The sequence below is a fragment of the Methanobrevibacter thaueri genome (genome assembly GCF_015062915.1).
GTDB lineage: Archaea > Methanobacteriota > Methanobacteria > Methanobacteriales > Methanobacteriaceae > Methanocatella > Methanocatella thaueri_B.
Genome location: NZ_SUTJ01000005.1, coordinates 66,174 through 80,718, shown reverse-complemented (window position 1 = coordinate 80,718; position 14,545 = coordinate 66,174). Strand labels below are relative to the sequence as shown.

Below are 14,545 nucleotides of genomic sequence, written 5' to 3'. Positions count from 1 at the left end.
TTTAAATTGAAATTTCATTCAAAATTTTGATGGTTGTATTGGTTCTATTTAATTTAATGAGAGGTTATTCAATGAAAATCGACGGTGAAGTTACAACTGGTTTTGGGAAAGCTGCATTTTTCCTGTCACAAGAGTTTTACACAAGGGAATTCAACAAGAACCTGGGATTCATTCCATATCCAGGAACATTGAACATCGTCGTTGACAACGAGCATCTCAATGAAATCAACGATATAAAGGATAACTGTGAAAACATCATCAAACCTGACACCGAATTTGGAGCAGTAAAATACATTAAAGCAAAATTGAATGATGAAGTTGATGGAGCCATAGTATTTCCAGCAAAAACAACTCATGATGAAAATTATCTTGAATTCATAGCTGAAAACAGGCTAAGGGAAGAATTAAACTTAAAAGATGGGGACATTGTTTCCATAGAGTTTTAACTTGCTACTGGTGTAACTGCACGATTAAAAATTATTAAAGAGATATCTTTTTCTTTTTTACCGCATTTTTTTTTATTTTATTATTGTATATGAAGAATTCATTAAGTGTTGATTAATAATGCCATGTGAATACTTTCCAAATGCTCTTTGATTGAATTTAAATAATAACTATGCACTAAATAACACATGTTCTCAGGGCGGGGTCAGCTACCTCCACTATTAATGTGGTGATTAAAATTAATCACTAGTTGACTAGCCTATTACGTTATCCAGAAATATATAGTTACCTATAAATATAAAGCCTCGTTTATAGCTCTAAGGCATGTAATTAAACAGTTTTGAGAGGTAGAAACAGTGTTACATGTATATAAAACTCTGGAATAACATTGGCGAAGGCTTCACAACTCAGGAATAGGAGGTAAACTACTTGTTAGTTTATGTACTAAACAAAAATAAAAAACCTTTAATGCCATGTAAACCTGCAAAGGCGAGAAAATTATTAAAAAATAACAAAGCAATAGTAATTCAAAGAAAACCATTTACTATCCAATTATTATATGGTTCAAGTGGATATAAACAAGAAATTTCATTAGGTGTTGATACTGGGAGTAAATTTATTGGATTATCTGCAACAACTATAAAGAAAGAGTTATATGCTTCAACAGTTGAACTTAGAAATGATATTGTTAAACTTAATTCTGATAGGAGACAAAATAGAAAAAGTAGAAGATCACGAAATACAAGACATCGAAAACCTAGATTTGATAATCGTAGAAAATGTGAAGGTTGGATTGCTCCTTCAGTAAAACATAAAATAGATACTCATTTAAAATCAATAGATAATGTTTATAAAATATTACCTATTACTAATTTGGTTGTTGAAGTTGCAAATTTTGATATTCAAAAAATTATTAATCCAAATATATCTGGTAGTGAATATCAAAAGGGCAAACAGCTAGGTTTTTTGAATATAAGGCAATATATATTGCATAGGGATAGTTATACGTGTCAATGCTGTAAAGGGAAATCAAAAGATAATATTTTGAATATTCACCATATTGAATCAAAGAAAACTGGAGGAAATTCACCTGATAATCTCGTAACTTTATGTAAAACTTGCCACACTAAGTTTCATAAAGGTGAAATAAATTTAAATTTTAAAAGAAGAAAATCTTTTAGAGATGCTACCTTTATGAATTTTATGAAGTGGAGATTATATGATGAATTAAGCAAGTTGTATTCTAATGTTTCTATGACATTTGGTTATATTACTAATTTTATTAGGATTAAACATGGTCTTCCTAAAGACCATTATGTTGATGCAAGATGCATAAGCGGTAATCCCTCAGCTGAACCATTAGATTATTATTTCTATCAAAAAAAAGTAAGATGCCATAATAGACAAATTCATAAATCTAATCCTAAGAAAGGAAAAAGACTATTAAATCAAGCACCTTATAAGGTTAAAGGATTTAGATTATATGATAATGTATCATATAATGGAATTGAATGCTTCATATGGGGTAGACGGAGAAATGGTTTTTTTTCATTAAAAAAACTTGATGGGACAAAAATACATAATGCTATTAATTATAAAAAATTGAAATTTTTGTTGCCAAGAAAAGGTTATTTAATCGAAACGAGAAGGCAATTATTTATTAATTAACCCTTTAAATTTAATAATATCCTTTTAAAAACTATTTAAATTAAATTTTAAATTTACCACAAAGTATTTTATACATGATAAATATATTTGTTAATACGTCTCAGGGCGGGGTGCAATTCCCCACCGGTGGTGATTTTTATAATAAAATAAGTCCACGAGCACAATGAAACGTGTTGATTTGGTGAAATTCCAAAACCGACGGTAAAAGTCCGGATGGAAGAGAAGTAATAGTATTTAGTTATTTTTAGCCCTGGTTCTAGTAAAATTGGAGATTATTACTATGAATCATGAAACTGAATTAGATAAAGCTTTAGAAGCTATTAGAAACGGTGAATTCGTACTTGTTTTCGATGATGATGATAGGGAAGGAGAAGTTGATATGATCATCGCTTCCGAGTTCGTAACCCCTAAATCAATTGCAACCATGAGAAATGACGCTGGTGGTTTAATATGCAATTGTCTACATCCTGATTATTGTGAAGCAATTCATTTACCGTTCATGGTCGATATCATGGAAGCGGCAACTGAAAAATATCCAGAACTTGCCAAACTTGCTCCAAATGATATTCCATATGATGAAAGATCCTCTTTTTCAATATGGGTTAACCACAGAAAATCATTCACTGGTGTGACAGACCATGACAGGGCAATGACCATATCAGAATCTGCATTAATGATGAAAGAGGAAAGATTCGATGAATTCGGTGCAACATTCAGATCCCCTGGTCACGTATGCCTTTTAAGAGGAGCAGAAGGACTTGTCAAAAACAGGCAAGGACACACTGAAATAGGCCTAGCATTATGTGAACTAGCAGGAGTCACTCCTGTATGTGTAGTTTGTGAAATGATGGATGGTGAAACCGGTCAAGCTACATCACTTGAAAAGGTTCGCAAATATGCTGATGAAAACGGCTTAGTATTGCTTAGAGGCGAAGATATTATTAATAAATATTTAGAGGAATAATCAATTTTCCTCATTAGCTTTTTGAGCGATATATTCTGCAATGAATTGGGTAATTTGCTTTATCTTGTATGAATTGTAAATACTGAAAGCAACGTACCTACCATCTTTCATTTTTATTTCCAAAGCTTCTTTTACCTCATTTGATTTACCGATTGCAGAAACCTTATTCCATTTTATTCTCAAGGTCTTGCTTTTAAGCGCTTTTTCTATATGGATTCCGTCCTCATATATCTTGACAATCTTCACGACTCGACGGTTAATATCAGAGTTGACTTGGATGTTTCCGTCATCGTCAAACACGTAATCAGGAATGAGGCAAGTCGCCTTCCAGCCCTGTTTCATTTTTTTAAGGATATGTGCCCTGTCCTTTTTGGTTAGTTTTACGCCCTTTTCGGGACTTAGGTTAAGTGCCATTAAATCACCTTGCTTTTTATTTCATCAAATGAGTAGATCTTGTTAAATTCAACTTCACGTGCCATGTCTATTATCAGGTCAATGTCCAAGTTCTCTTCAATCAGATTCATTGCATGGGATGTGAAAAGCTCGTAACGGATTTCTACTTCTGGAATGAATCCGCGCATGTCAGCTGATTTGAGTTTTGGAAGCTTCAACACGTTTTCCACGCTTGTATTATTCTTGATATATGGAACCACATTGTCGAATATATCGTCATTGTACACCTTATTCAATAGGATTGCCTCAACGTCAACGCCGAATTTCTCAAGCATGTTGGCATGTGATACCAGATCAATTGCCGCTGATTCGATACCTCCCTTGTTTACACCTGAAGCCAATATCATCGGAATGTTTGAGGACATTGCAATCTCGGCAGCTGAAAACGGTACCTTTTCATTTAAAAGACCGGTGAATACGCTCATGACGCCTTCAATAAGCACGATATCATAGTCTGAATTGTTAAGTGTGTTTATTGTAGACTCAATATCCCTCCAGCCAAGGTGTCCTATTTTGATTGATGCGAAATCCTCCATCTTTCCCTTGGTCAAGTATAATCCTGGGATGATGTCACGCACGTCAGGACCCACTTTTAAAAGCGCAACTTTATATCCTCTTTTTGTAAGTGCACCTGCCAGACCGGTTATTATGAATGTTTTTCCGGAGTCTGAACCGTTGCTTCCAATCATCAGGTATTTAGGCTTTTTGATAGGGTCAATGCTTGGTATTTCTATTCCTGTGTTTATACCAACCTCGCTTCTTAGGAACCTCTTCACTTCCATGTTTTTTGTGTAAATGTCATCAATATCCGTAGCGTCTATTTGTTCCAATAGATTGTTTTTGATAATTGGATTTTCATCAAGGATACCATGAATCATTGTACCGATAACATTTCCGTCATCGTTGCATGCCCCTGAAAAGATGTTGTAATCTCCTTTCTTGTTTGTATCACCATAGTTCATCCTTTGAACCTGTGAATAGAACAGCGGCTTTGCATCTCCCTCTACCTTACCGTAGGTGTGGGTGTGAAAACCGTTGGCGTCCTCATCCTGGTTTTTCACTAAAAATGAGTTTTTAAACACTTTCGCCTTGACACGGTCGCTTGTTATTAAAGGTGAGAAATTTACATCGATCAGTCCAAGTCCTGGTTTTACAATAGGCACGGGAGATTTTCTACCGATATCTATCTGGTTAGACAATAGCTGAAATCCGGCACATATTCCGATTATAGGTTTTCCGTCACGGGCCATCTTTTTGATTTCAGTGTTGAGACCCATGTTAATGTCATTTGATTCGATTAATGTTCCGCCGGGAATGATTAAGGCATCAAGTTCATCACTGGCCTTATTACCATTGACAAGTCCGTTTTCCTTAACGATGTCAGTTGGCAGACATCCAAAGTCTTCAAATCCAGGAACTGCACCATTAATGTAAGCTAGTCCTATTTTTGTCATAATATTACCTCTTGATTATTCTATTGTAATTTAGCTAATATAAAATTTTAGAGGTGCATTTCAAGTGTAAAAAGTTTCGTAAAAAAAGAGTTTATTGAGTGTTTTCGAAAACACTCATTGCTTTGATAATTTTTTCATCATCCAATGGCTTTGCCTGAATCTGCAATCCGACAGGAATTCCGTCAACTTCACCGGCAGGAATGCTTGCTGCAGGAATACCGGCAAGGTTAGCTATTACTGTTAATATGTCGTATGCATACATTTCCATTGGCTCAAGCTCTTCACCGATTTCGTGAGGAAGCTTAGGAACGGTTGGTCCGACAATCAAGTCAACATTCTCAAGCATTGAGGTTATTTCTCCTCTGATGACTGATCTTGCCTTTAAAGCTTGCTTGTAGTATTTACCACTGAATTCAGCTTCTGCAATGTGGGAACCGATTTTGATTCTTCTAAGCACTTCGTCTCCACATACTTCTTCAATTCTGGAACCGTAATCCCTTCCGTCATATTTCCTGGTTGCGGAGAAGAATTCCACATAGTTGATCAGGTAGTATGTTGGTAAACATAAGTCAATGTAGTCAAAGCTAACTTCAACAAGCTCTGCTCCGGCATCAACCAGTTTTTGAATTGCCTTGTTCACGGTCTTGTTGATTTCATCATCGGTAACGTCAATGAATTCCTTACATACTGCAATTTTCATGCCTTCAAGGGAGGTTTCCCCTAAAACTTCAGTGAAGTCAGGTTTGTCCCAGTTCAATGTGGTACATTCGGTTTCATCGTATTTTGCAATGGTATTCAATGCAAGTGCGATTCCGCTGACGTCATTAGCCAATGGTCCGATTTGGTCAAGACTCATGGATAAGTCTAAAAGACCTTGTCTTGAAACAGCACCGTAGGTTGGTTTGAATCCGACTACACCACAGTGGGATGCAGGGTTTCTGATGGATCCACCAGTGTCTGATCCGATTGAAATGTCACACATTTCTGCTGCAACAGCTGCTGCACATCCTCCTGATGAACCTCCAGGGATTCTGCCCATTGCGGCAGGGTTTTGGGTTGGTCCATAGTATGATGTTTCTGTTGAGCTTCCTGCTGCGAACTCATCCATGTTCAATATTCCAATGATGATTCCGTCTTCAGCAAGGATTTCTTCAACAACGGTTGCGTTATAGCTTCCAATGTAGTCTTCTAGTGTTTTGGAAGCTGCGGAAATGATTAAGTCTTCAACATTAATGTTTGCTTTTATACCAAATACTAAACCAGCTAAAGCACCGACATCTTCGCCGTTTGCAATTTTTTCATCAATAGCTTCTGCTTGTTTTAATGCATTTTCATAGTTCAATTCAATGAATGCATTAATTTCTTCGTTATTTTCATCGATAACTTTAATGAAGCCTTCAACATTTTCTTTAGCTGTCATTTCTCCACTTTTTATGGAGTTTAACTTTTCAATAACGTTCATTAAAACACCTAATAATCGTAAATTATAATATTATTATTTTATTCTTCAATGTTTATATACTTGTTTTTTTACAAAAATTTTAAATTATCTTTCTTTATATACTATTAATCATGAAAAAGGCAGTCGTGTTTGACAATTCAGGAACCTTGATAGAGAGGTACAGGGTTGTTAAAGATGTTTTGAACGGCAATATTTTCACAAATATCAATTCCCTAGATTTGATTGACTCAGCCGATGCGCTGGCTTTGGTAGTGCTTCAGTTCAATACCAATAAACTACTAAACCTTGATTCCAACATGCTGATTTCAGATGTAATCAAGGAGCATAACATTGATTTTGACGTGAGTTTTTCAACACGCCAGGTGTCAAAGGCAGAAGTTAAGGAAATTCTAGAAGGTGAAACTACCGCTACAGTCGCAGACATCACAGATGGTTTTGAGGTTTTAAAAGAAAAAATACCTTACTTTGAACTGTGCAACGGTTCAGCGCTGATAGTGGATATGGACTTGGGTCTGGTTGCATATACAATCACTTCCGCTGGCAAGTTCTTCCCTAAGGTTTTTGAAACCGTTGAGACATTAAAATCCCGTGGAATTGAGATTTACATTGCTTCAGGTGATAGGAAAGGAGCCATCAACAGATTGGCCAATATGCTTGACATTCCAGAGGACAATGCCTACGGCACTGTTTCCACAAGAGGAAAATGTGAAGTCGTATCAATACTCAAGGATGCAGGATATAAGGTCATGATGGTCGGAGATGGGCTAAACGATATATTGGCTTTTAAGAAGGCGGATGTCAGTGTCCTAACCATAGAACAACAAGAGGAAGTATCTCCTAAGATGATGGACAAGACAGATCATATTATCGAGGATATTTTTGAAGTGACAATGATTGACTTTTAAAAAAAGAAAAAAAGGAATATGGTAATTCCTATTTTAAAGTAATTGAGTCTATCATTGATTGTACTTCATCATTGTTGAGTACGGATTTGTCTGTAACGACGCTTGTTGTAGTTGATTGGATTTCTATACCATATAATGTGGAAGTTTTCTCATCAAACACTAAAACCCATCTGGCCAAGTCATTTGATGTTTTTCCAGCATCAGGATTAGTTATATAGTCAGGTATCAAACTATTACTTCCGGAATCGTCATATATTACGGAATCGGAAACAATGAAATCTGCCCCTTTTGCATCACCAATATCTATTTCTTTATAATCAGAAATCTTATTGAAGGACATGATTGATTTAGCGCATTTTTGCGCATCGGTTTGCTTGTCATATGTGTATGATACTGTATTTGCAATTTGACCGTCAGCATCGCTGAAAGCATCAGATATGCTATTCTTGTCAAGTTTTGCGGAATCTCCTTTATTCAAAGCTTTTGCCAGGAAACCAATCCTGCCGTCAATGTCATCACTGATATTGTATAGGTTTACCTTGTAGTTGTCACTAATTGCAGAGCTGTCTCCATCTTCAAAGTCTGCACCATCAACTGACATGGTCAAGTCAAGGAAATTTACATTTCCGCCACCGACTAGACCATCAAAAAATCCAGCTGACACGGTTGAAATACTGAAAATGGTTAGAATGGCTATTAATATTATTATATAGCTTTTTTTCATTATATATTCCTCCAAATATTGTTAATAAATGATTTAAAATCCATTTATTTATTTTAAATTTGTTGAATAAGCTATATAACTCGAATAAATCTTTTTATTTCATCACGAATTTACTTATAACTTATAAGTAATAAATAAAAAAACACTTATAACTTATAACTAATAACTTATAAAAAAATAATAATTATAGATTTTCAATGACTTCTTTGCTTTTAAGGATATTGTCAAAGTTGTTCAGCTCTATAATTGCAGTGTCAATCTTTTTAAGTAGATTCAAGTCCATAGTACCTTCACCTAATGTAATATGCTGATCCTTGACACCGTCATTGTCATTCAAATGACAGTAGCTGATGTTTTTAAGTGAAAGCATTTCCTCAAGGTTTCCGCAGGTGTTGCCGTGTCCGGTATCAATGGTCAAGCTACAGCCGGTTGCCTCCTGTATCCTTTCTATCTCTTCAACAGTGTTTCCTAAGAATTTTCCTCTGACAGGCATGTTTTCGGCTGAAACCTCGACATTGGTGTTGTCGATGATTTCCCCATAGCTTTCTATTGACAGTTCCATTGCCATTTCCCTAAGGTGAGGCTCGTTCCTGCCGATTATTCCCGGATGCACGGTTATTGTCTTTGCCCCTATTTCTTCTGCAACCTGGCCGGCATGTATCATTTGCCTGACGCTTTCCTTTCTTATTCCCTCATTCAGGCTTGCTATGTTAATGTCGACCGTTGCTGCATGTATCCTTATGTCGAGACCGCAGTCCTTGAATTCACTGTTGTCCTGGTCTATAATCATCTGCTCTCCCAGTATTTCTATTATCTCAAATCCGTGTGTTTTTGCCAGGTTGATGATTTCGCTGTTTGGGTGCATGAATACCGCTAATGTTGTAAATCCAAGTTTCATATTTATATATAAGTATCGTATATATAATAAATGTTAATATATATCAATTTTTGACATATGGTGAATTATGACAGATGAAAATTTTGACGACATTCACAGGAAGTTTCTCAAGCACTTTTCCAATGGAATAACCCATAACCTGATTTTATGGATAATTTCAAAGGAATGCATTCATGGCTATGGAATCATGAAGAAACTGGAGGAATTCTTTAGCTTTGAAGGTGCTGAATGTGAAATGAAGATCAATTCCAGCAAAGTGTATCCGATATTGTCTAAGATGGAGGATAAGGGATTGATTGTCGGTGAGTGGAAAGTCAATGAAAAAAACAAGAGTGCAAAATATTACTCAATAACTGATGATGGAGCAAAAGTTCTAAATAAATTACAGGCCCATCTGAGCAGTATTTTAGAAAATCCATCATGGTTAGCATTTTATGAAGACATGACCGGTTTGGTGATTAATTATGAAAAACGCAATTGAGACCAAGAACCTCACAAAGGTTTACAACAACAACTTCACAGCAGTTAATTCCCTAAATCTAGAAATTCCAGACAAGACAATCTTTGGGATGTTAGGTCCTAACGGAGCGGGCAAGACAACAACAATCAAGATGTTGACATGTTTGATTCAACCCACTTCAGGCCAGGCCACTGTTGGAGGATATGATGTTCAAAAGAACCCTGATGAGGTCAGAAACCTTTTGGGCATGGTGCCTCAGCAGGTCAGCTTATACAAGGATTTGACGGTGATGGAAAACTCTCAAATGTGTGCGGATTACTATGGAGTTCCACAGGATGAGAGAGATTCACGCATTGAAGATTTAATGGAACTTGTAGATATCAAATATGCTAAGGACAAAAGAGTTGGCCAGCTTTCTGGCGGTCAAAAGCAGAAAGCCTCACTTGTGGCCAGTTTGGTTCACAGGCCGGACATTTTGTTTTTGGATGAGCCTACCATAGGTCTTGATCCAACTACAAAACGTACGCTTTGGGATTTGATTAGGGAGTTGAACGATAATGGTCATACTATAATTTTATGTTCCCATGACATGCATGAAGTTGACATGCTTTGTGATAATGTGGGAATCATCAATACAGGTAATCTGGTAGCTTATGACACTCCTCAAGGCCTTAAGGATGCTCTTTTGGAGAGCAACAAGCTTGAAATGACTGAGGCATTGAGCAAGATTTCTGAGGAAAATGATGATTCTGCCTCCACAATGGAGGACCTTGAGAAGTTGAGCATGAAGAGAATGTCCATCCTTTTAAATGACAATAACGAGGATGTTATTGATTCCCTTAAACAATCCGATGATGTTAAAAACATTGAGATTGCAAGAAACGGCCGTATCAACATAAGAATTGACAGCTTTGACGACATGGCGGTACAGAATGTATTGAACACAATCAACGCTTCCGGCGGAATTGTTAAATCAATATTTACAGAAGAGCCTTCCCTTGAGGATGTATTTATCAAATCAACCGCTGAGGTGAATGAAGATGATAGAGCCTAAGAAATTCTGGTGGATGATTAAAAAGGAATTGATTTCACTTAAAAGACACCCTGCAAGACTTGTATCAATTCTTGCATTTCCAATAATCATGATATTGCTCTTTGGATATGGAATGGGTGGAGAAATGACAGACCTGCCTATAGTGGTAGTTTCACAGTCCCATGGGGACTTGACAGATTTGACCCTTGACACCATCAAGACAACCGAGACATACCATGTGGTTGAGGTGATGGACAGCCTAAGCGATGCCAAGGAGAGGGTTGATACGGGAGAGGTAAAGGCGGCCATCATATTGCCGTCAGATTACGATGACGACTCGACCCAGCAGAAGGGCGTAACGCTGTATCTTGACTCATCAGACCAAATGGCAGCGCAGATTCTAGAGTCATCAACCCAGGGAATATTCTACAGACTTTCCAATGTTGTGGCTTCACAGACTAGCGTCTCAACAAAGAGCGCTGACATTGACGAGTCAGTAATGCACTCACTCAGCAACTTCAAGGACGACATCAGCCTGCACATAAACAGAATTTACGGAAACATCAAATACATTGACTTTTTGGTTCCGGCAATCCTTGGTATGACAATAATGATGAGCTGTATGATGGGAATGGGTGCAACCATTGCAGGTGAAAGGGAAACCGGTGAGCTTGCAAGACTGTTCATGACACCGACATCAGTTTCAACTGTAATCGGAGGAAAGATTGCGGCAAAGCTATTGATTGAATTGGTAAGGGCATTGATACTGATATTCATGGCGGTACTGCTCTTTAACGTAAGCATCAAGGGAGGATTCCTCCAGACATTTATAGTGCTTGTAATTGGAGCATTGTGCTTTGTCGGATTTGGTATCATGCTTTCTGCAAGAACACAAACCCAGGAGGACTATGCACAGATTTCACTTCCATTCTCAATGCCTATGATGTTCGTGTCAGGAGTATTCTATCCAATCGAGACAATGCCTTGGATTTTACAGAAACTTGCATACGTTTTCCCATTGACATATTTGAATGATGCAATGAGGGGAATAATGCTCAAGGGCCAGACATTAGGTGATGTATGGCTTGATCTGGTTGTTCTTTTAGGTTTCACATTACTCTTCTTCATAATCGGTGTGAAACGATTTAACAGGGATGTGTAGGAGGTTTAAAAATGTATAAGAAAATATTAATCGGATTGATAATCGGTATCTTGTGTTTATCTCCAATTGCAGCTGAAAACTGGAACTCATTTGCAGGTGGAGTGGACCATAACGCTTATAGGGATGATGGTTCAGATTTCGTGACAAATCTCTGGACATTCAACATGGAATCTCCTATCCATTCATCCCCTGCAATATATAAGGATTACATTTACTTTGTTACAGAAAATGGTATTTTAAAGGCCATTGACATGGAAACCGGTGAGGAGGAATGGGACCTGGACCTTGAAGCCAATACAAATTCCTCACCTATAGTCCATGATAATAAGCTTTACATAGGATGTGAGGACGGACTTAAGGCAATCAACATCAACTCCCATAAGGTCACATGGGACTATGATGCCGGAAATGTCGAGTCAACACCGTTCTTTTATGATGACGTGATTTACTTCGGAAGCGACGACGGCCATCTTTATGGATTGGATAAGGACGGAAAGGTCAAATTGAACAAGAAATTGGGCGATGAGCTCAAGTCCTCTCCGATTGTAGTCGGCGACAATATCTACATCGGCTCCTCAAACGGTAATCTCTACAGTGTAGGCACCGACAAGGAGAAGAACTGGGACTTCACAACAGGTGATGAGATACTTTCATCCCCTTCATATGTAAACAAGAGCGTGATTTTCGGCTCAAGCGACGGCAACGTGTATTGTCTCGACAAGGCCGACGGGGACTTGAAATGGAAGGTTGACCTGAACAATAAGGTTATATCCTCACCGACAGTGGATGAGCATGACAACAGCGTTTATATAGGTTCCGATGAGGGAAACCTCACCTGCATTGACGTTCGTGACGGAACAGTGAAATGGAGCCATTCTGTAGGGGACAAGGTCCGCACAACCGCCGCCTTAAAGGACAATCTGGTGGCGTTCGGATCAAACAACGGATACCTTTATGTATTGAACAAGTACACTGGCGAAGAGGAGTTCACATACAATCCGGGAACAGTTCTTTTCAACTCCGCCATTACATCCTCACCGGTCATTAACGGAAACAGCCTGTTCTTCGGTGACGACTCAGGCCATGTATACTCCTTGAACATTGACAAGTATGAGGTTCCGGGCTCAACACAGATGTACTACTCAATAGCAGTGCTGATAATAGTCCTCATCATTGCCGTTGTAGTGATTAGAAAGGTTAAAGGCAGGAAATGATTTCTGCCTTTGAATAACTATTTAAATATAAAATTCAATATATAGGATAGTCATTTAGAAATTAATTGGTGATGCAATGCAAGACATAGAAACATTAAAGCGAGAAAATATGAATTTAGAGGATAAGATTTATATTTTCGATACAACCCTAAGGGACGGCGAACAGACCCCTGGAGTCGCCCTGACAGTAGATGAAAAAATACAAATTGCCCAAAAGCTCAATAACCTAGGTGTCGATAAACTCGAAGTTGGTTTTCCGGCTTCATCAAAAGGTGAAATAGAATCAGCCAGAAAGATCAGTTCAATGGGATTGGATTCCACATTGGTTGGTTTGGCACGTTCACTTCCCGGTGACATTGATGCGGTATTGGATGCCGATTTGGACTATATTCACACATTCATCGGAACTTCACCATTGCATCGTGACTACAAGCTTAAGATGTCAAAGGAGCAAATCATCGAAAAGGCAGTCAGTTCTGTTGAATATGCAAAGGACCATGGCCTTACCGTTGAATTTTCAGCTGAGGACGGAACAAGAACCGAAAGGGACTTCCTTTTTGAAGTCTTCAATGAGGTCGTTGATGCGGGAGTTGACTTTTTGGACGTTCCGGACACCGTTGGCGTATTGACACCGATACTCACTCATGAACTGATCAGTGACATAAAAGCCAATTTCACTGTTCCTATAAGCGTTCATTTCCACAATGATTTCGGACTTGCAACTGCTAATACGCTGACAGCTATCGAATGCGGAGCAAACCAGGCCCACGTTACAGTAAACGGTCTTGGTGAGAGAACAGGTAACTGCTCCCTGGAGGAGCTGGTGATGACACTTAAGGCATCATATGGAATTGACTTGGGACTTGACACTACAAGACTATACAGTTTGTCTACATTGGTTGGACGCCTGACTGGGGTTAAAATGCCTGTCAACAAGCCAATTGTTGGAGACAATGCATTTGCCCATGAATCCGGTATTCATGTTCACGGTATTTTGAATAATGCCTCAACCTATGAGCCGATGTCTCCTGAAATGGTTGGACATTCAAGAAGAATTGTTTTAGGAAAGCACACCGGTGCAAATGCGCTTAAGGCAAAGCTCAAGGATTATCACATTGACCTGGATGAGAAACAGTTCTGCAAGGTTTTTGATGAAATCAAGGCATTGGGCGACAGCGGTAAATGCGTCACCGATGATGATTTGGTAGCTATTGCGGTAACCGAACTTGCTTCAGCTCGTGAAACTCCTATAGTATTGAAGGGTTTGGGATTATCTTCCGGAAATGGTGTTTCCCCAACTGCCACTGTAAGGCTAGAGATTGATGGTGTTGAAAAGGAAAAGGCAGCCATTGGTGTCGGACCTATTGATGCTGCATTGAACGCTATCCAGGACCTTCTTCATGATGACATTGACATGGAGCTTGAGGAATACAATCTGGAAGCTATTACTGGCGGTACTGACGCTCTTGCTGAAGTGTTCGTTATCACTTCAGATTCACAGGGCAACAGGTCCACAGGCAGATCCACCAATCAAGACGTTGTGATGGCCAGTATTTTAGCGGTTTTGGATTCCATCAATAAATTATTGTTGATTAAAAATAGAAATTTTGAATAAAATTTATTGTTTTGTTCACTTTTTTTATTTATTTTTTTATTTTATTTTACTTTATTTTATTATCTTATCTTTTTAAGGTGTTTATTGTC

14 protein-coding genes and 1 riboswitch are annotated in these 14,545 nt (G+C 38.0%); of the genes, 9 read left to right on the top strand and 5 right to left on the bottom strand.

What is annotated here, in order from left to right; all coding sequences use genetic code 11:
* Nucleotides 1-71 precede the first annotated feature (71 nt).
* From E7Z78_RS04915 to ribB, 3 genes are all read left to right on the top strand, one after another.
* The gene (locus E7Z78_RS04915; RefSeq protein WP_303724065.1) at nt 72-446 is read left to right on the top strand and encodes a DUF120 domain-containing protein; all 375 of its coding nucleotides are present in this window, start codon (nt 72-74) and stop codon (nt 444-446) included.
* A 427-nt stretch (nt 447-873) separates the two neighbouring features.
* Nucleotides 874-2,112, top strand: coding sequence for an RNA-guided endonuclease IscB (gene iscB, locus E7Z78_RS04910; RefSeq protein ID WP_303724064.1), 1,239 nt, complete (start codon nt 874-876; stop codon nt 2,110-2,112).
* Nucleotides 2,113-2,204: 92 nt separating this feature from the next.
* A riboswitch (FMN riboswitch) is annotated at nt 2,205-2,341 on the top strand.
* 51 nt (nt 2,342-2,392) lie between these two features.
* Entirely contained in the window at nt 2,393-3,076 is a 684-nt protein-coding gene (gene ribB / locus E7Z78_RS04905; protein ID WP_303724063.1) for a 3,4-dihydroxy-2-butanone-4-phosphate synthase, read from the top strand.
* Here ribB and E7Z78_RS04900 read toward each other — a convergent pair whose 3' ends face one another.
* The 3 genes from E7Z78_RS04900 to gatA form a co-directional block, all read right to left on the bottom strand.
* Nucleotides 3,077-3,490, bottom strand: a complete 414-nt coding sequence (locus tag E7Z78_RS04900) for a hypothetical protein (protein ID WP_303724062.1) — start codon at nt 3,488-3,490, stop codon at nt 3,077-3,079. It abuts the gene before it with no gap.
* On the bottom strand, nt 3,490-4,983 hold the full coding sequence (locus E7Z78_RS04895; RefSeq protein WP_303724061.1) for a DJ-1/PfpI family protein: 1,494 nt from the start codon (nt 4,981-4,983) through the stop codon (nt 3,490-3,492). The genes E7Z78_RS04900 and E7Z78_RS04895 overlap by 1 nt, the downstream gene beginning before the upstream one ends.
* A gap of 91 nt (nt 4,984-5,074) precedes the next feature.
* Nucleotides 5,075-6,445, bottom strand: a complete 1,371-nt coding sequence (gatA, locus tag E7Z78_RS04890; RefSeq protein WP_303724060.1) for an Asp-tRNA(Asn)/Glu-tRNA(Gln) amidotransferase subunit GatA — start codon at nt 6,443-6,445, stop codon at nt 5,075-5,077.
* A 110-nt stretch (nt 6,446-6,555) separates the two neighbouring features.
* Here gatA and E7Z78_RS04885 point away from each other — a divergent pair, with 110 nt between their 5' ends.
* Entirely contained in the window at nt 6,556-7,350 is a 795-nt protein-coding gene (locus E7Z78_RS04885) for an HAD family hydrolase (RefSeq protein ID WP_303724059.1), read from the top strand.
* A gap of 28 nt (nt 7,351-7,378) precedes the next feature.
* On the opposite strand, the gene E7Z78_RS04880 is transcribed toward E7Z78_RS04885, so the two are convergent.
* Together E7Z78_RS04880 and E7Z78_RS04875 are read right to left on the bottom strand one after the other, a co-directional pair.
* Nucleotides 7,379-8,074: a hypothetical protein gene (locus E7Z78_RS04880; protein ID WP_303724058.1), complete on the bottom strand. Its 696-nt coding sequence runs from the start codon at nt 8,072-8,074 to the stop codon at nt 7,379-7,381.
* 184 nt (nt 8,075-8,258) lie between these two features.
* Nucleotides 8,259-8,972: a sugar phosphate isomerase/epimerase gene (locus E7Z78_RS04875; protein WP_303724057.1), complete on the bottom strand. Its 714-nt coding sequence runs from the start codon at nt 8,970-8,972 to the stop codon at nt 8,259-8,261.
* A gap of 67 nt (nt 8,973-9,039) precedes the next feature.
* Between E7Z78_RS04875 and E7Z78_RS04870 the strand changes: the two genes are divergently transcribed.
* The 5 genes from E7Z78_RS04870 (at nt 9,040) to E7Z78_RS04850 (ending at nt 14,456) form a co-directional block, all read left to right on the top strand.
* Entirely contained in the window at nt 9,040-9,453 is a 414-nt protein-coding gene (locus tag E7Z78_RS04870) for a PadR family transcriptional regulator (protein ID WP_303724056.1), read from the top strand.
* Nucleotides 9,437-10,486 (top strand): ATP-binding cassette domain-containing protein, encoded by a 1,050-nt coding sequence (locus tag E7Z78_RS04865; protein ID WP_303724055.1) that lies wholly within the window; start codon nt 9,437-9,439, stop codon nt 10,484-10,486. Before E7Z78_RS04870 ends, E7Z78_RS04865 begins: the two co-directional genes overlap by 17 nt.
* Nucleotides 10,473-11,627 (top strand): ABC transporter permease, encoded by a 1,155-nt coding sequence (locus E7Z78_RS04860; protein WP_303724054.1) that lies wholly within the window; start codon nt 10,473-10,475, stop codon nt 11,625-11,627. The genes E7Z78_RS04865 and E7Z78_RS04860 overlap by 14 nt, the downstream gene beginning before the upstream one ends.
* A gap of 11 nt (nt 11,628-11,638) precedes the next feature.
* The gene (locus tag E7Z78_RS04855; RefSeq protein WP_303724053.1) at nt 11,639-12,841 is read left to right on the top strand and encodes a PQQ-binding-like beta-propeller repeat protein; all 1,203 of its coding nucleotides are present in this window, start codon (nt 11,639-11,641) and stop codon (nt 12,839-12,841) included.
* Nucleotides 12,842-12,917: 76 nt separating this feature from the next.
* Nucleotides 12,918-14,456 (top strand): 2-isopropylmalate synthase, encoded by a 1,539-nt coding sequence (locus E7Z78_RS04850; protein WP_303724052.1) that lies wholly within the window; start codon nt 12,918-12,920, stop codon nt 14,454-14,456.
* Nucleotides 14,457-14,545: the final 89 nt, after the last annotated feature.

What these genes read in the sequence shown, in the direction of transcription:
- E7Z78_RS04915 (WP_303724065.1), top strand. Translation starts at nt 72, where the DNA reads ATGAAAATCGACGGTGAAGTTACAACTGGTTTTGGGAAAGCTGCATTT.
- ribB (WP_303724063.1), top strand. Translation starts at nt 2,393, where the DNA reads ATGAATCATGAAACTGAATTAGATAAAGCTTTAGAAGCTATTAGAAAC.
- E7Z78_RS04900 (WP_303724062.1), bottom strand. Translation starts at nt 3,490, where the DNA reads ATGGCACTTAACCTAAGTCCCGAAAAGGGCGTAAAACTAACCAAAAAG.
- E7Z78_RS04895 (WP_303724061.1), bottom strand. Translation starts at nt 4,983, where the DNA reads ATGACAAAAATAGGACTAGCTTACATTAATGGTGCAGTTCCTGGATTT.
- gatA (WP_303724060.1), bottom strand. Translation starts at nt 6,445, where the DNA reads ATGAACGTTATTGAAAAGTTAAACTCCATAAAAAGTGGAGAAATGACA.
- E7Z78_RS04885 (WP_303724059.1), top strand. Translation starts at nt 6,556, where the DNA reads ATGAAAAAGGCAGTCGTGTTTGACAATTCAGGAACCTTGATAGAGAGG.
- E7Z78_RS04880 (WP_303724058.1), bottom strand. Translation starts at nt 8,074, where the DNA reads ATGAAAAAAAGCTATATAATAATATTAATAGCCATTCTAACCATTTTC.
- E7Z78_RS04875 (WP_303724057.1), bottom strand. Translation starts at nt 8,972, where the DNA reads ATGAAACTTGGATTTACAACATTAGCGGTATTCATGCACCCAAACAGC.
- E7Z78_RS04870 (WP_303724056.1), top strand. Translation starts at nt 9,040, where the DNA reads ATGACAGATGAAAATTTTGACGACATTCACAGGAAGTTTCTCAAGCAC.
- E7Z78_RS04865 (WP_303724055.1), top strand. Translation starts at nt 9,437, where the DNA reads ATGAAAAACGCAATTGAGACCAAGAACCTCACAAAGGTTTACAACAAC.
- E7Z78_RS04860 (WP_303724054.1), top strand. Translation starts at nt 10,473, where the DNA reads ATGATAGAGCCTAAGAAATTCTGGTGGATGATTAAAAAGGAATTGATT.
- E7Z78_RS04855 (WP_303724053.1), top strand. Translation starts at nt 11,639, where the DNA reads ATGTATAAGAAAATATTAATCGGATTGATAATCGGTATCTTGTGTTTA.
- E7Z78_RS04850 (WP_303724052.1), top strand. Translation starts at nt 12,918, where the DNA reads ATGCAAGACATAGAAACATTAAAGCGAGAAAATATGAATTTAGAGGAT.